At 67.1% G+C, this 15,881-nt stretch carries 14 protein-coding genes; 3 read left to right on the forward strand and 11 right to left on the reverse strand.

The annotated features are described in order from the left end of the window. Positions 1–147: 147 nt before the first annotated feature. The 6 genes from eccCb to QRN63_RS07640 are packed head-to-tail and all read right to left on the reverse strand — an operon-like array spanning position 148 to position 8,692. A complete protein-coding gene (gene eccCb / locus QRN63_RS07615) occupies positions 148–1,893 on the reverse strand; it encodes a type VII secretion protein EccCb (protein WP_285030235.1) in 1,746 nt (581 codons plus the stop codon). Continuing rightward, on the reverse strand, positions 1,890–4,127 hold the full coding sequence (gene eccCa / locus QRN63_RS07620; protein ID WP_285030237.1) for a type VII secretion protein EccCa: 2,238 nt from the start codon (positions 4,125–4,127) through the stop codon (positions 1,890–1,892). Before eccCa ends, eccCb begins: the two co-directional genes overlap by 4 nt. Next, positions 4,124–5,605, reverse strand: a complete 1,482-nt coding sequence (eccB, locus tag QRN63_RS07625) for a type VII secretion protein EccB (RefSeq protein ID WP_285030238.1) — start codon at positions 5,603–5,605, stop codon at positions 4,124–4,126. The genes eccCa and eccB overlap by 4 nt, the downstream gene beginning before the upstream one ends. Before the next feature lie 3 nt (positions 5,606–5,608). Then, entirely contained in the window at positions 5,609–7,330 is a 1,722-nt protein-coding gene (gene eccA / locus QRN63_RS07630) for a type VII secretion AAA-ATPase EccA (protein ID WP_285030240.1), read from the reverse strand. Continuing rightward, positions 7,323–7,829, reverse strand: a complete 507-nt coding sequence (locus tag QRN63_RS07635; RefSeq protein ID WP_285030241.1) for a YbaB/EbfC family DNA-binding protein — start codon at positions 7,827–7,829, stop codon at positions 7,323–7,325. The genes eccA and QRN63_RS07635 overlap by 8 nt, the downstream gene beginning before the upstream one ends. A gap of 2 nt (positions 7,830–7,831) precedes the next feature. Then, the gene (locus QRN63_RS07640; RefSeq protein ID WP_285030243.1) at positions 7,832–8,692 is read right to left on the reverse strand and encodes an ESX secretion-associated protein EspG; all 861 of its coding nucleotides are present in this window, start codon (positions 8,690–8,692) and stop codon (positions 7,832–7,834) included. 518 nt (positions 8,693–9,210) lie between these two features. Here QRN63_RS07640 and QRN63_RS07645 point away from each other — a divergent pair. Beyond that, on the forward strand, positions 9,211–10,395 hold the full coding sequence (locus QRN63_RS07645; protein WP_285030245.1) for a MinD/ParA family ATP-binding protein: 1,185 nt from the start codon (positions 9,211–9,213) through the stop codon (positions 10,393–10,395). A gap of 6 nt (positions 10,396–10,401) precedes the next feature. Here QRN63_RS07645 and QRN63_RS07650 read toward each other — a convergent pair whose 3' ends face one another. After that, positions 10,402–11,109, reverse strand: a complete 708-nt coding sequence (locus tag QRN63_RS07650) for a transcriptional regulator (protein WP_285030556.1) — start codon at positions 11,107–11,109, stop codon at positions 10,402–10,404. Between the two features lie 414 nt (positions 11,110–11,523). On the opposite strand from QRN63_RS07650, the gene QRN63_RS07655 reads away from it, so the two are divergent. Both QRN63_RS07655 and QRN63_RS07660 read left to right on the forward strand, forming a co-directional pair. Continuing rightward, positions 11,524–11,820 carry a WhiB family transcriptional regulator gene (locus tag QRN63_RS07655; protein ID WP_267319990.1) on the forward strand — a complete coding sequence of 99 codons (297 nt, stop codon included), beginning with the start codon at positions 11,524–11,526 and terminating at the stop codon, positions 11,818–11,820. Between the two features lie 78 nt (positions 11,821–11,898). Next, a complete protein-coding gene (locus tag QRN63_RS07660; RefSeq protein ID WP_267319989.1) occupies positions 11,899–12,210 on the forward strand; it encodes a GNAT family N-acetyltransferase in 312 nt (103 codons plus the stop codon). A 49-nt stretch (positions 12,211–12,259) separates the two neighbouring features. Here the strand turns inward: QRN63_RS07660 and QRN63_RS07665 are convergent, their stop codons facing one another. The 4 genes from QRN63_RS07665 to QRN63_RS07680 form a co-directional block, all read right to left on the reverse strand. Next, the gene (locus tag QRN63_RS07665) at positions 12,260–12,766 is read right to left on the reverse strand and encodes a pyridoxamine 5'-phosphate oxidase family protein (protein WP_267319988.1); all 507 of its coding nucleotides are present in this window, start codon (positions 12,764–12,766) and stop codon (positions 12,260–12,262) included. An 82-nt stretch (positions 12,767–12,848) separates the two neighbouring features. Next, complete coding sequence (locus QRN63_RS07670; RefSeq protein WP_267319987.1) at positions 12,849–13,505, reverse strand: enoyl-CoA hydratase-related protein; 657 nt, start codon at positions 13,503–13,505, stop codon at positions 12,849–12,851. Then, positions 13,502–14,128: a TetR/AcrR family transcriptional regulator gene (locus tag QRN63_RS07675; protein WP_285030246.1), complete on the reverse strand. Its 627-nt coding sequence runs from the start codon at positions 14,126–14,128 to the stop codon at positions 13,502–13,504. The genes QRN63_RS07670 and QRN63_RS07675 overlap by 4 nt, the downstream gene beginning before the upstream one ends. Before the next feature lie 56 nt (positions 14,129–14,184). After that, a complete protein-coding gene (locus QRN63_RS07680) occupies positions 14,185–15,858 on the reverse strand; it encodes a serine/threonine-protein kinase (RefSeq protein WP_285030247.1) in 1,674 nt (557 codons plus the stop codon). Between the last annotated feature and the right edge of the window lie 23 nt (positions 15,859–15,881).

Genomic DNA, 15,881 nt, shown 5'->3' on the forward strand with positions numbered 1-15,881 from the left:
GATCGCGGTATGGAATTGTGCGAACGGCACAAATAAGAATTGAAGATCCCCACGGAACCCCCGTTCCCCTTTGCCGATCAGCGGGCGTTTAGCGTTGCTGAACGTCTGAAACAGATACTACCGACGGTTTTGGGGGGTCACCTACACTTATTCCGCGGGCGGATCAACATAGGCCGCCTGGATGACCTCCTTGCCGTCCGGCGATGTCAAAAGTGCCTGGCCAGGGGGCCTGCGGCGGAGTTTGAACTCGCTCGACGGGAACTCCGCTTTCTCACCCGACAGGAACATCGTCGGCGTTCCCGCGCCGTATGCGGTACCGACGAACTTGTCCATCGTGGAGCGATGCGCCTGGCTCATCTGACACGTCACGATGATGTGCAGACCGATATCGGCGGCAGCCGGCAACAGGGGGGCCAGCGGCGCCATCGGTGATCCCAAAGCACTGGCCGCGACGATCATGTGCCAGTCGTCGACGAGCAGCACCACGTCCGGCCCGCTCCACCAGGAGCGTGAGCGCAACTGCGACGTGGTGAGGTCCGGCGGAGGCAGCCGCTTCTTCAGGTTGACCGCCAGCGCCTTGATGGACTCCTCCAAAGCGGCGATGTTGCGGTTGATGGCACCGGCCGCGAGCAGATGCGTTTCGGGCACTGCGTCGAGCAGGCCCGAACGGAAGTCCGCCAGCATGAACCGCACCTGATCGGGGCTGTTGCGCTTGCAGATCGCTTCCGCCACGGCATGCGCGATGGTGGTCTTGCCGGACTTGGGCGCACCGAAGATCAACTGGTGGGGCGTGTTGTACATATGGTTGTACGCCACCGAGAGATCGGACTCGCGCACGCCGACCGGAACCGTCCATCGCGTCCGGTAATCGTTCTCCGGTCCGGGCGGGTTCGGGTCGAGTTCGTGCAAGTAGATCCGGTCGGGCAGGACGCGCACGCGCGGCGCCATGTCGCTGTGCAAGGACGCGATGTGGTCGACGGCAGCGGTGATAGCCGGCACGATGTCGTCGGCACTGTGCACCCCGTCCATGCGGGGCACCCCGATCATGAGGTGGTGCTTCTCCATCGACACCGCCCGGCCGGGACGGTTCGCCGGAATCTCGCGAGTGATGCGGTCGATCTGCGTCTCGTTGACGTCACCGAGCCGGAACTCGACCTTGGTGCCCAGGTAGTCCCGGACGCGGGATTTCAGCTCCGTCCAGCGTGGCGTCGAGATGATGACGTGGACACCGAACGCCAGGCCCTGACCGGCGAGATCCTGGACCACCGGCTCCAGGTCTGGGAACTCGCCGATGAACGCCGGCCAGCCGTCGATGATCAGGTAGACGTCCCCGAACGGATCCTGCGACGCCGGATGATTCGGATCTTCACGCAGCTGCCGGTAACCGGCGATCGACCCGATGCGGAGCTCTTTGAACGTGAGTTCTCGTTGCCGCAGAACGGCTTTCATCTCGGCGATGACTCGCATCACCCGGTCTGGTTCAGAGCGGGTGGCGACACCGCCGACGTGCGGCAGGTCCTCGAGGTACATCAGGCCACCACCACCCAGGTCGACGCAGTAGAACTGCACCTGCCTAGGGGAGTGGGTGGCGGCCGCCGACAGCACCAGCGTCTGCAGGAACGTCGACTTCCCGGTCTGCGGCGCACCGCCGACCGCGATGTTCCCACCGGCAGCCGACGTGTCGATGCCCCACACTTCCTGCTTGTGGCGGCGCGGCTCGTCCATGATGCCCAGGCCGAAACGCAGCGGGGCCCGCTGGTCGCGCTCGATCAGTTCGTTGACCGGCACCGGATCCAGCAGCGGCGGCAGCCACATCTTGTAGGCCCGGCTCTCGCCGGTCGTCAGCTGGTTCAGCACCACTTCACGCAGGGCACGCTGCTCGGTGTTCGTCATCGTCCGACTCCCGAATCTGCCATCGGCGCGGCGGTGAACGGACGGATGCGGAAGGTGTTCTGCGCCACGACTCTTGGCGCGTCGTCGCCGTCGTCGTTCTCCGCCACCGTCGGAACGTAGGTACCGCCGGTGTAGATGCTCTTGAACTTCACGGGATCCTCCATGCCCACCCGGAGGAAGCCGACACCGCTCTCCTTGTTGGTGATGTACTGCGCCTCGGGCGTACCGATCACCGCCTTGGATTCGGCGGAGCTGGTGGTACGCAACGCGATTCGGTACGTCAGGTTCGGCTCCAGCTTGTCGATGCGGGCACCGCCGGTATTGAGCGACTGTGTCGCCAGCAGCAGGTGCACACGCAGCGACCGGCCGACACGACAGATGCGGTCGAACAGCGCGATGAAGTCCGGGTGGTTCTGCAGCAGCTCGGCGAACTCGTCGACGACGACGAAAAGCGTTGGCAGCGGCGGCAGATCGGCCCCACGTTCGCGGTACTTCTCGTACTCGGCGACACCCGACAGTGCACCGGCCGCGCCGACCTGCATACCGGCCTGACGCAGGATGTTCTGCCGGCGGTCCAACTCACCGGTGAGCACCTCGCCCATGCGGCCGACCAGTTCGGCTTCCTCTTCCATGTTGGTGACGACCGCCGCCGTGTGTGGCAGCTTCTCCATACCCAGGAAGGTCGACCCACCCTTGAAGTCGGTCAGCAACAGGTTGATCTGATCCGGATGGTGCGTCGCCACCAGCGAAAGGATCAGGGTACGAAGGAATTCCGACTTACCGGAACCCGTCGTGCCGATCAGCATGCCGTGCGGACCGGCACCGAACTCGGCACCCTCTTTGATGTCGAGATGCATGATCTCGCCATTTTTGAGTTGGTGGCCGAACGGGATGCGCAACCGGTCCTGATCCGTGTCCGAGTACATCCGCCAGCGTCGCGGCGTCACCTCCTCGACCGAGCGGGCACCCACCAAGTGGTGCCATTCACTCGATACCTTCTTCTGGACGCGCGTGCCCCTGTCGATGATCGTCCCGGTAATGGACCACCCCGCGAGCTTTCGGGCCAACCGGCCGGCCGACGTCGGGCTGACCGAGTCGGTCACGGTGGTCACCTCGCGCCACGGCTGGTTCGCGGCCCTGTCCTCGCACGAGCCATCGGGGTTGACCTTGATGCGGTAGCCCGAACGATGGTTGCCCTTGGTGATGACGGTGACGCCCGCGCGGCCGTCGACCGGGAAACCGGCCTTACCGCCGGTCAGGTCAACCACCAGCACATACGGACCCGACGGGGGCGCGTCGGCGCTGTGCGGTCCGCGCGCCGTCAGATCCGCCAGCCCGTCCGGCTTGGTGAACACCAGGCGCTTGGGTCCGGCGTCGTCGAACTCGGTCTGGCTCTGCACATGCGGCAGCCACTTGAGCCACGCCCAGTCGGGATCGTCCAGATCGTCCATCAGGACGCGGATCTGCAGCAGGTCCGGCGGATGGAAGACCGCCAGATGGCAGATCATGGCGGCCAGCAATCCCCGAGACCCTTCCGGGTCGCCGCCGACCGCGATGGTCGGATAGCTCTTGAGGATCACCAGCTTCGGGCAGTCGTGCACGAGGCCGTGGGTGCGCAGGAACTTGGTCACCCACATGTGACTGACCGGTTCCAGGTGAGCCTGCGGCGCGGCCATCGGACCCGCGAGGTCCGACCCGATGTTCGGCTTGAGCAGCCGGTCAACCGCAGCCTGCGCGCCGATACCGATGCGGGCGCCCATGAAGAAGTCGGCGTTGTTGCCGCTGACGCTGCGCGACCACTGCCGCTGCGTGCCCACGATGGACAGCAGGTCCTCGGGGTGCGGCGCGTGGTAGCTGAAGAACGTGACCTGGGCGTCCGCCGACGACGTCACGCGCGTCCGCAGGCCGGCCAGGTACCGCAGATACTCCTTGCGGTCCTCGTTGATCTCCGGCACCTTCTTGCCGCCGCCACCGCCACTGGCCATGTAACCGACGGTGCCCATGATCATCATCAGCGGCATCATCAGCATGTACGGCGACAGCTGGCGGACACCGGTGAAGATCATGATCGCGATCATTCCGAGCATGCCGCCGCCCATGACGTATGGCATCGCCTTCTGCATGCCGGACGCGGGGATCTCGATGCCAAGGTCGTCGGGCGGCGTCACGTTGATCTCACCCGGGGTCAGGCGCGGACCGCGCTTCATCGACGGGGTGAACTTCTTGGTCGTCATGACGCACCTCCCGGATGCGGCGGGACCGCAGCTGCAGCACCGTCATTGGTGCCGGCCACCTTCCTCGGTTTCGGATCCGACGGCAGTGTGTCGTGTTCGAGCAGCGCCGCCTCCTTCGACAGCACCGGGCCCTCCATCAGCAGGCCGACCACCTGCCACGGCGCCGTGACGGCGCCCGTGAGGCCGAGCGCCTTCGCGGTGTCGTCGTTGGCGATTCCGTACCGGACGCCCTGAGCGTCGACGTAGTACTGCGCCTCGCCGTACCGCGGGTCGGGGGACTGCAACCGGATGTACTGGCCGCCGTCGATGTAGACGGTGGCGTCGCCGCTGATCTGCTTGATGCCGTTGCCCATCGAGGTGGCCGGGATGGGCAGGTGCCGACCGACGATCACCGTGGTCTTGGCGCCCTGGTCACCGGCTTCGCGCTGCCACGTCCAGCACACCGTCGGATCGTCCTGCGGCAACAGCATGGTCATGGGCTTCGCCGGCAACGGTGAAGTGTAGGTCTGCTCGGGGATCTTGGCGACGACGCTGGATTCCACCGACGGCGGCGAGATCAGCCCGTAGGAGTTGGTGGCCCGCAGTGCGGCCGCTGTGGTGTCGTTGACCTTGGCGACGCCGTCGGGCAGCACCACGTACTGCTGCTTGCTGTTGTCGGTGACAGTCTGGAACACCGTGCCGTTGACCAGATTCGGCGGCAGGCCGACGGTGTTGGGTGCGCCCGCGGCCGGAATGGGGGCAAGAGCCCAGGGGCCGACGTTCGGCAGCGCGTTGAACAGGCCGGACGAGATGGGTGCCGATTTTGACCCGACCGGAATGCCCACGGCGGAGGTCAGGGCTCGATCGGCGAGGTCGATCGAATGCCGCCCGTCCTTGGTGATGAGCCAGGTCTTGTCCTGGTATTTGACCAGCACGCCCTGATCCGGGCGGATGGGCCCGACTCCACCGCCCAAAACGACGGGCTCGACGAGCACCGAGGTCTCGACGGTCGGGGTGACGCTCTCGGGCTTGGTGACGGTGTCACACACCGACCAGGTGCCCGGCGTGCCGTCCACCGGCGTCGCGTACGGCGCACCGGGAACGCCGATCGGTTGGCCCTTCGCCATCTTGGCAAGTTCGGCAGGTTTGACCACCTGTGGTTCACCGGAGTGGCCGAGAACCAACCGGGCCGAGGTCAGGTTGTAGACGGGACGGATCTGCTGTGTCCCGGGCATGACGACGTACAGCTGGTTGGTGCTGCGGTCTACCAGCAACTGGTCCCCGCCCCGCTTGCCCTGTGGTTTGAAGTAGGCCATCATCGCCGCGCCGAGGCACACCAGTACCGCGACGACGATGCCCGCCGACACCGACCGGCTGTAGAACTGCAGCGGGTCGTCGAACATCCGGGTGTCGCGCCGCACGATGGCGTGCTCGACCCGGCGGAGCAGGAAGCGCCAGCCGCTGACCTGAACCTTGGTGGTGAGCCGGAAATCTGCCATCGGTTATTCGCCGATGTTCAGTCGCCGGTGCACTCCGCTGATCGCGGACGCCATGTCATCGCCGGTGATCTCGCCGAGCGCTTCGACGCTGAGGCTCTCGATGTCTATCGACCGGGCGAGTCGCATGTCGCGTGCCTGCTCGCCGGCTTCGACCAGCTGGCGCGCGTAGCGGCCGTTACCCGCGATATCGATGGCCGGCTTGCCGCCCAGCTGATGCTGGTACAGCGTGGTCGCCGCTTCCAGGACCTGTTTGGCAGCTTCATCGTTGATGAGCGAATCATTGCTCTTGGCAATCACTTTCGCGATCTCGACGATCTCCTCCGGGGAGTAGGACTCGAATTCGATGCGGGTGGCGAACCGGGACCGGAGTCCGTCGTTGGCTTCCAGCAGCCGGTCGATGTCCGAGCTGTAGCCGGCGATGATGACGACCAGTCGGTCGCGGTCGTTCTCCATGCGGGCCAGCAGGGTGTCGATGGCCTCCGACCCGAAGGCGTCGCCGCCCTGCAGCCCGTCCTGGATCAGCGTGTAGGCCTCATCGATGAACAGCACGCCGCCGAGGGCCCGGTCGATGACCTTCGACGTCTTCACCGCGGTATGTCCCAGGTACTCGCCGACGAAGTCCTTGCGGGACGTTTCGATGAGCTTGGGCTCGGCAATGACGCCGAGGCCGGCCAGGATGTTCGCGACCACCCGGGCGATGGTGGTTTTGCCGGTTCCCGGCGGCCCGGTGAAGATCATGTGCTTGGACTGCTGCGCGACCTTCATGCCCCGCGCGGCCCGGATTTTCGCCATTTGCGTTGCGGCACGGTAGGTCTCGATCTGCTCCTTGACCTTGGCGAGGCCGATCTGCCGGTCGAGTTCGGCTTGCGCATCGGTGAGCATCTTGTCACGCGCCGAGGTGTCGGCCACGACGCTGTTCGGATCCCACATGTCCGAGCGAGCCGCGATCTTCTCTGTCGTGGTGGTCTGCAGCCTGTAGTTCGGATCGCGAAGCGCCTCAGCAACTTTCGGCTCGGGGAAGTTGGCCTGCAGCCATTCCAGGAGGCGCCGGGCACCCTCCTCGTTGCCCTGCTCGCGGAACGTCATGGCCAGGTACCAGGCGATCGGCCGGCCGCACGCCGTTCCCGCCGGCGACTCATTGGCCTCGGTCAGTTTGTCCTTGGCCTCCGTGAACAGTCCGAGGTTCGCCGCGGCGACACCACGGGCCACTCCCGCGGCGCCCGCCAGAAACGCGTCCGGCCAACTCTCCGAACCTCGGAGCACCTCCATGACGTCGGTCCAGCGCTGGCCGCCGGTGTAGATGACGGCCTTGACCCACGCCACCAGATGCTCGGACCCGCCGACCGCCGCGCTCTCGACGGCTTCCAGCGCATCGGCGTAGTTGCCCTCAGCCGCCTCGTTGACGGCGAACGCCAACGTGAGCGCCAGCGGCGAGTTCACCGGGTAGGTGATGTCGCCGAGCTCGCCGCCGATCCGTACCCGCGCGTTGACCTGTGCCAGCGACACCTCGGCCTGACCGGCAAGCATGCCGAGGTTGCCGCGCGAGTACCAGGCGCGGAACAACGTCGTCCGGTCGGCGTCACCGCACCGGATGCGCCCGATCCAGGCGTCACACGCGGTCTCGTCGACCGACGTGATCTCGCTGAACAGCTGCATCGAGCGCGCCGGTGCGGTGTCCAGCATGCCGACGGCGTTGTTGAACATGGCGGCGAGTTGGTCACTCATGGTTTTCCCCTGAATATCTGGTGGCAAAGATGTGGGCGCGGGTCGCGGCGGCGTCTTCAGGCGACGGGAGGTCGAGACTGTGCGACAGGAAATCCTTGGCCTCGGCGCGGTCGTGGCCCAGTTCCCGGAGTCCGGAGTACATGACGCCGTATTGCGCCGACCTGCCATCCTGGCGGGCCAGTCCGGCGATCACGAGAATCTCCTCCGCCAGTTCGACTTCCGTCATGTTGGTGACACCCGGGGCGAGCCGGACCCGGTGGATCCGGCCGTCCATGAGGGCCGTGACGGTCACGGTCTGCGGCGGGTTCGTGACCGTGTACCCGAACGGGGCGGGCTCGTCGTCGGACGGCACCCCGTCCTCGGCGACCGCGGCGTCCGGCGCGACGACGTCGTCGCCGTAGAGGAAGTCGAGACCGCCGCCGAGGTCGTCGTCCGAGCCGTCGTCCGGATCGTCGCCCGACGGCTCGTCATCGAACCCGTCATCATGGTGGGCCGCCAACGTCAGTCCTGGTAGTCGTCGCCGGCGGCGCCCGCGGAGGGCGTGTCGAACCAGGACCGCGACGGCAGGAACTCCAACAGCCCCTGCAGGGCGCGTTCGAGGTTCTCGTCGGTACCGGAGAGGAAGCTGCCGTACAGCTCGCCGCTGACCTTCCGCGGCAGGGAGACGATGCGGCCCAGCCGGGAGTCGAGGACGCCGGCGGCCACGTCCGCCTCGCTGTGGGTGCCGCCCTCGTGCCGTTCGTTCGCGGTGAGCTCGACCCACGAATCGGGGTTGGCAATGAGCTCGGAGTAGGTCCGTGCCGAATTCAGGCTGATGCCGAACTGGGTGAGCTGGTCGGGCGTGCGGGCGTCGCTGAGCCGGCTGGTCGATGCGGTCAGCGGTTCCACGTTGGCGGGGGTGGCCGAGCCGAGCACGGCGTTGACCATGCCCGCCAGGCCGACTTGCGGGGCAACCCGCTGCACGACCAGCATCTCGCCGTCACGGGCCGCAACGACGTGCCGTTCGCCCTTGCGACAGACCACGAACCGCAGCATCTTCCCGCCGACATCGCGGCGCCACCAACGGCCCTCGATGGTGCGGTCCGCGCGGCTGAGGGTGTCGACCATGGCGGCCACTTCCGGATGCGGGTTCCCGTAGAGGTCGAGGACGCCCTGTGCCGTCAAATCACGGCGCACCTGTTCCCAGACGATGTTCCGCAGGTCCAGTTGCGGAATGTTCGGCCGGATGCCGAGACTCGGCGGGAAATCCATCAGCCCGAGCTTGTCGGCGATGACAAGCATCCCGTCGATGGTGACTTCAACCGCGATGACGTCGTCGATACCGCCCGAGGCGGTGCTGGCCGCGGTGTACGGGCCGGTCACGACAACCGCCCCGGCGACATAGCCGACCCAGACGACCCGGCATCACGCCCGGCGCACGTGTCCACCCACTGCATCTCGGATCCACCCCCTGTTCCCGGCGCCAGGCGCCGGGCATCGCTGTCCTCCGTGACCATCTTGGTACGCCACCTGACGGACGGCAGGCCGATGGCCAAACTCCTACGTGAGTCACGGCATCTGACCTGCGCGGGCGGCCCCACACCACCCCCACAGCGCTTCCCCACAACCCGCATCGAGCCTACCAGCGGGTCTGCCGCCCGATCCGCACCAATTCGCCGCCAGCGCACGCCCGCCCAATACAATCGAGGTGCTGCGAAAAACGTTGGTGGACAAGCCAATCAGTGGTGTCGCGGGCGTTCGGTCCGGACCGTCGACCAAAGAGGCGACGACTCGATTGGGCCCAGCCATCCCGCCGACGGCGCCGGCGTGGTCGATACTGGGATGGCATCTGCGTCTTGGCACCTGCGTCGAGCGAACCGAGGAGAGAAAGCGCGTATTCGGTGACTGACCACTTCGAACCGCAGCACAACCCTCCGGAAAGCGCTTTCGCCGGACATCCCGTGGACACGCCGCCGGCCTGGCCGCGCGTGACTCCGCCGGCGAACAACACCGGCATGCAGCACACCGAACCGCTGCAGCGCCGGACCGGCTACCCGCCGTACCCCGGCCCCGTCCAGCCCGGACCACCGCCGCACCCGCAGTGGCCGCACGGTCCACAGGGCCGGTTCGCGCCACCGGTGTCGTACGCCGACGCCATCCGGCGCGACGACCTGCTCCGGACCCGCAAGCCCGAGCCCGGTCGCGGCTGGCGCAAGACGCTGTTCAAGGCGACGTTCGGGCTGGTCAACCTCGGTCCGTCACCCGACGAGATCCAGGAAGCGCAGCAGATCAACCGGATCCGGTCGGCGCTGTCGGGCCACTACAAGGTCGGGGTGATGGGCAAGGGCGGCGTCGGTAAGACCACGGTGTCGGCCTCGATCGGGTCCCTGTTCGCCGAGCTGCGGCAGGAGGACCGCGTCGTGGCCGTCGACGCCGACACCGCGTTCGGCAAGCTGGGCAGCCGCGTCGACCCCAAGGCCCTGAGCTCGTACTGGGAGTTGGCCTCCGACCAGCACCTGGAGAGCTTCGCCGACATCCGCAACCGTGTCGGCAGCAACGCCGCCGGGCTGTTCGTGCTGGCCGGTGAGGCGAGCCCGGCGCGCCGCCGGGTACTCGACCCCGCGGTCTACCGGGAGGCCGCCTCCCGGCTGGATCGCCATTTCACGATCTCGATAATCGACTGCAGCTCGACTATGGACAGCCCCGTCACGCAGGAGGTGCTGCGTGATCTGGACGCGCTCATCGTGGTCTCGTCGCCGTGGGTCGACGGCGCCGGCGCAGCCGGGCAGACGCTGGACTGGCTGGCGGCGCACGGGCTCAACGGTCTGCTGCAGCGAACTGTGGTGGTACTCAACGATTCCGACGGCCATGCCGACAAACGCACCCGCTCGGTGCTGGCCCAGCAGTTCGCCGGGCAGGGACAGGCCGTCGTCGAGGTTCCGTTCGACGGGCACCTGCGGCCCGGCGGCGTCATCGCCGGCACCCGGGAGATGGCGCCGGCAACGCGACGAAAGTTCATCGAGATCGCGGCCGCGCTGGCGGCGAACTTCCCGACCGGTGACGACCGGCACCGCGAGCGGTCCTGATTACCTCTAGACCAACTGCACGAGCAGCTTTTCGACCAATTCCTTGTCCTGGTCGGACACCGCCGCTTCGGCCTCGGCGCCGACCACGACGGACTCGGGCACGCCGGCCGCAAGCGCGGTCTCCTGAATGGTCAGGTTGGCACCGCGGCGAGCTGCGTACAACCGCTGCCCGAGCGTGGCCGTGGGCGCTTTCGCGCCGAGCAGCGTCAGTTCGTCGATCCGGGCGCGCACCAGTCCCAACGCCTTGATCAGCGGCGGCGACACCGGCCCGAGCCGGGCGGCGCTGGCGGCGACGGCCTCGAGTTGCCGCAGGTCGGACAGAATCTGCGTGACCCATGGCGTGAATTCGGAATCTTCGATCGCCGGCAGGGCGTCGGCCGTGGCGCCCAACGTGTTCACCGCGGCGACGACGGCCTGTGCGATCAGCGGCACCTCGCCGACGTTGGTCAACGGCGGGGCGGGTGCGGCCTGCGCCTGAGGCGCCGGCGGCACCTGGGTCGGTACCGGCTCGCCACTGCGGATCCGCGCGATGGTCCCCGGCGGCCACTGCAACACCTCTTCGAGGCGCAGGCGCGTTCTCTCCCGCGGCCAGCTGCGGCCTTTTTCGAAGGAGATCAGCGCTCCGGCGTTGATGATGCCGTCGGCCGCCAGACTGCGCTGACTGATGTCCAGCTCACGGCGCCGAGCGGCCGCAGCCGCACCGGCGCGCTCCATTCCGGGGTCGACTGCGGGCAGAGCGATGTATTCGGTGACGTCATCGGGATCGATGTTCGGCACCCGATGTCACCTCCCATCATTTGCGGCCCGCGCTCAACACGTAATCCGGAGCACCCTCGGCAGTCCGATACAGCTTAACCCGTTGAGTCCCGCATAACTATCGCGTTGACCGTCACTGAACCGTATCGGTGCGGCGACAAGCGCTTCAGTTAGACCGTACACCGTCCCCAAACCACGACTTTCACCAATGTTATTCCGGACCTTTCGGATGATTTCTGCGCCTCTGCAATGCCCTGACCAGCAGATATGCGTAACGCTACGGTTTAACTGTTGCATTACTGCAGTCTGGTGCTATAGATTCTTGCCAACCGCGACGGAACAGTCGCAGCGCAACAACAAAGGAGTACTCCGATGACCGCAATTGCCATGGACGGCCTGCCGCTCGGTGAGTGCACCCGGAGCCCGGAGCAGTGGACGACGATCGCCAGCGAAGAGGCCAAGAGCCTCTGCCGTCAGTGCCCGCGCCGCTGGGCCTGCGCACGTGACGCCGTCGAACTGCCGCGCGCCGAAGGCCTCTGGGCCGGCATCGTGATCCCGGCCGAAGAGGGTCGCGGCCGGACGTTCGCGCTGAAGCAGCTGCGGTCCCTGGCCGAAACCAACGGCTACCCGGTCCGCCGCCAGCGCCGCATCTTCCTCGAAGTCGCGTAGTACCCGCTGCCCACGCTGCCGTTTGAGGGGGCGGCAGCGCGGGCAGCGGTTTTACTCACGAGGGTTACCGTGGCTCCTATGGCCACTGTGAGCACCACCGACAAGACCGGAGCACCCGCCACCGTCAGCGCCGAAGCCGGACGATTCACCATCGCGGTCGACGGCAAGACGGTCGGATTGATCGACTACATCGACCGGGGCGGCCGACGCATCTTCCCGCACACCGAAGTTCAGCCCGAGTACGGCGGCCGTGGGCTGGCGACGATCCTCGTCGCCGAAGCACTGGAAGCGACCCGCGCCGCCGGGCTGCGCATCGTCCCGCAGTGCTCGATGGTCAGCGGTTACATCGCGAAGCATCCCGAGTACGCGCCGCTGGTCGACCCGGCCTGAGTGGTTTGGGCGCGCTCCGTATCGGAGAGTGATACGGAGCGCGCCGAGATCACTCCCGGCCGAGGTATTGCGCGGTCGAGCCGCTGATCGGCATGTCCGGCATGCCCAGCTTGCGATGATCCCAGCTGCGCGTGCGACCCGGCACCACGCGGACCGCGACGCGGTTGTTCATCATCTGGTCGACGAAGGGGCGCATCTCGTCGCTGTACGGACCGGTGTAGCGCTCCCACACACTGATGCCGACGCGCAGGCAGGTGTCGGGGTCGTCGACGATCTCGGCGGTGCCGTCGATCGACACACCGCGCAGCGTGCCGTAGGTGTCCCCGTCCTCGATCATCACGGTGATGGTCGGGTCCCGGCGCAGGTTGACCGCCTTCTGCGACTTGGCCTTGGTCTCGAACCAGATTTCGCCGTCGAGCACGGCGTACCACATGGCCACCAGGTGCGGCCGGCCGTCGGCCAGGACGGTGGCCATGGTCGCGGTCCGGCTGCGATCGATGAACTCGACGATCTCGTCGTCGGTCATCACGATCTTCTTGCGCTCGTTCTGTCCCACGCTCTTATGCCTATCAGGCCACGGCAGCGGGCTGCCCATCGGACCCGGCAGCGGGCTGCCCATCGGACCCGGCAGCGAGCCGTTACCCGGCTTGCAGCGCCGCGACCGCCGGGCCGAACATCGTCGCCTTGATGGCGGCCATGGTCGCCGAGTCCTTGCCCGCCACCGGAATCACGAGCTCCACCGCGGAGGAGACCACGGCGTCCTCGGCCGCGGCAAGCTCCACGAGGCCGTACTTGGCGGCGTCGTCGCCGCCGAAACGACGTCCGGTGGTCATCGACGCGATGGCCGCCTGCGGCGTCAGCTTGGCCTGGATCAGCGCGGCCATGCCCGGGGTGAAGGGAATCCGGATGTCGACCTCGGGGAAACAGAAGAACCCGCGGTCCGAACGCATGGTCCGGTAGTCGTGGGCCATCGCGAGCATGGCGCCGGCGCCGAAGGCGTGCCCGTTGACGGCGGCGGCCGTCGGGATCGGCAGGGTCAGCACTCGGGCGAACAGCGCGTGGACCCGCCCGACGTACGCCTGCATCTGGTCACCGTGCGCCATCAGCCAGTCGAGATCCAGGCCGTTCGAGTAGAACTTCCCGGCACCGGTCGTGACCAGACCCTGAGCGCCACCCGCGACGAGATCGTCGATGGCACTGTTGATGTCGTCGAGGAAGCCCAGCGAGAAGCGGTTCTCGTCGTCGCCGAGATTCAGGATGGCGATCTTGTCCTGGTAGGTGACGGTGATGGTCATGGTTGTTTCCTCCTGGTTGGGGTGGGTTCTGCGGCGAGGACGGCGCGCACGGCTGCGGTCAGCCGATCACGCGCCCAGCGGTTGCTGATTCTGTTGCGGGACAAAACGATTGCGGTCGGCAGGTCGACGATGCACACGGTGATGGCGTCAACCGCCGCGCCGTCGCGCCGGTCCCATAGATGAGTCGACAGCCGGATCATGAGGTCGATCAGCCGGCGTTGAAGGTCTTCCAGATCGGCGACCACCGCGTCGGGCAGATCGTCGCCGCGCAACTGATCTCGCTGCACTCGCCAGAGCAGCAGGGCCGACTGGCGTTGCCGCTCATAGAACACTGCGGGGGCCTGCGCAGCCGCGACGACGGCGTCCACCGGGTCCGCAGCCTCGCTCGCCAGCGCCGCGTCGACCAATTCTGTTTGGACATCGAGGAATCGGCGGGCGGCGCGCAGCCAGGTGCGGGCGACGAGTTCGGATCGCGAGCCGAAGTTGTGATAGATCGCGCCGTTGGATACGCCGGCGGCAGTGGCCACCGCGCGCGTCGTCACACCACTGGCACTGCCCTCGACGGCCAGCGCCTCGGCGGCGTCGAGCACCGAGTCCAGGTCGTACACGCGAGGGCGAGGCATTCCACCACGATAACAGAGCAAATGCTCTGTTATCGTGTCGTCTGCGCCACAATCAGTTACGGCGGATAGATCTGCTTGATGGTCCCGTCCGCGTTGGCCTGGATGTACCCGGTCCCCGGCGCCGTCGAGTGAATGGCCAGACCCAGGCCGCCGCCCTCTTCGCCTTCGATGATGAGATACAGCGGCGACCCGGGCTCCGCGCCCATTTGTTGCGGTGCGCCGGCCATGGTGGCGGCCACGGCCTGCGTATTGATCGCACCGAGGTCCGCCAGCACGTCGAACGAACTGGTGGAGGTGTCCGAGCCCCACTTGTTCCAGCTGCCGCCGCGGTACATGAAGCTCTGGTCGACGTGCTTGTTCGTGGGGGAGACGCGATCCATGATCGCGTAGTCGGGATAGACCACGAGCTTGAATCCCATGGTGTCGCCGAACTTCGCCTTGATGGTCCCGATCAGGCCGGCCAGTCCGTCGGCGGTCTGCAGCTGGCTCGGTCCCGCCGGCGTCGACGCGGCGGTCGAGGCGGGAGTGGGCATGCCACCGGTCGGGTATGCGCCCGTCGGGCCGGTGCCGGTGGGCCGCGACGGAAACAGTTGCGCGCTGGGCTCGTTGGTCGCTTGGGGCTGACCACCCGAACCGCTGCCGGACCACATCACGTAGGCAATGCCGGCGCCCCCGAGGACGACGACCGTGACCAATGCCGCGACGATCGCCACCGCCGAGTTGCGCCACCATGATTGTGCCGGCTGGGCATTCGTCAGCTGGGGCGGCGACCACTGCGCGGATCCGGCACTCAGACCCTGGGCTGGGGTCGCGTACTGCGTGTGCGCGTGCGCGGGGTAGGACTCGGGGCCGGTCTGCGGATAGGGCACCGCCTGCACGCCCCAGGCCGGCGGCGCGACCGACCGGCTGGGCTGCATGGGTGCACTCAGCGCGGCGCGGGCGGCGACGGCGAGGTCTTTCGTTGTGGCGTAACGCTGTTCGGGATCTTTGGCCATCCCGGTCGCGATGACCTGATCCATCTGCGGCGAAATCCCCGGCCGCATGGTCGAGGGCCGTGGCGGGTCCGAATAGAGATGGCTGGTGATCTGCCGCTCCATGCTGTCGCCCGGAAACGGCGGGGCCCCGGTCAGGCACTCGTGCAGCACGCACGTCAGCGCGTAGATGTCGGATCGCGCGTCGCACCGGTCGCTGGTGAAGCGCTCGGGGGCCATGTAGGCGACGGTGCCGATGGTGGCGCCGGTATGGGTCAGCTTGGTCTCGCCGGCGGCGCGGGCGATGCCGAAGTCGATGAGATACGCGAAATCGTCTGGGGTGACCAGGATGTTGGCGGGCTTGACGTCGCGGTGCACCAGCCCGACGCCGTGCGCGGCGCCGAGCGCGGCGGCGATCTGCTCGATGATCGAGACGGCGCGGTCGGGTGCCAGCGGACCGTCGGCCAACAACTGCTGGACGGTCTTGCCGTCGATCAGCCGCATGGTCACGAAGAGCCGGTCGTCGATCTCACCGAAATCGTGGATCGGCACGATGTGCGGCTCGTCGAGCCCGGCGGCCGCGTGGGCCTCCCTGCGGAAACGCACCTGGTACTGCTCGTCGTCGGCGAAGGTCGGGGGCAGCACCTTCATCGCGACGACGCGCTTCATCGTGGTGTCGTAGGCCTTCCAGACCTCACCCATGCCGCCACGACCGAGCAGCTCAATCAGCCGGTACCGGCCGAACGGTGTCCCTTCCACCGGCTAACCATAAGAGGCAGCGG

The sequence above is a fragment of the Mycolicibacterium sp. lyk4-40-TYG-92 genome, from assembly GCF_030209435.1.
Classification (GTDB): Bacteria; Actinomycetota; Actinomycetes; order Mycobacteriales; family Mycobacteriaceae; genus Mycobacterium.

Excerpts from the sequence above, each read along its gene's own strand:
- QRN63_RS07650 (WP_285030556.1), bottom strand. The coding sequence starts at position 11,109 with ATGGAGCGCGCCGGTGCGGCTGCGGCCGCTCGGCGCCGTGAGCTGGAC.
- eccCa (WP_285030237.1), bottom strand. The coding sequence starts at position 4,127 with ATGACGACCAAGAAGTTCACCCCGTCGATGAAGCGCGGTCCGCGCCTG.
- eccA (WP_285030240.1), bottom strand. The coding sequence starts at position 7,330 with ATGAGTGACCAACTCGCCGCCATGTTCAACAACGCCGTCGGCATGCTG.
- eccB (WP_285030238.1), bottom strand. The coding sequence starts at position 5,605 with ATGGCAGATTTCCGGCTCACCACCAAGGTTCAGGTCAGCGGCTGGCGC.
- QRN63_RS07675 (WP_285030246.1), bottom strand. The coding sequence starts at position 14,128 with ATGCCTCGCCCTCGCGTGTACGACCTGGACTCGGTGCTCGACGCCGCC.
- eccCb (WP_285030235.1), bottom strand. The coding sequence starts at position 1,893 with ATGACGAACACCGAGCAGCGTGCCCTGCGTGAAGTGGTGCTGAACCAG.
- QRN63_RS07670 (WP_267319987.1), bottom strand. The coding sequence starts at position 13,505 with ATGACCATCACCGTCACCTACCAGGACAAGATCGCCATCCTGAATCTC.
- QRN63_RS07660 (WP_267319989.1), top strand. The coding sequence starts at position 11,899 with ATGGCCACTGTGAGCACCACCGACAAGACCGGAGCACCCGCCACCGTC.
- QRN63_RS07655 (WP_267319990.1), top strand. The coding sequence starts at position 11,524 with ATGACCGCAATTGCCATGGACGGCCTGCCGCTCGGTGAGTGCACCCGG.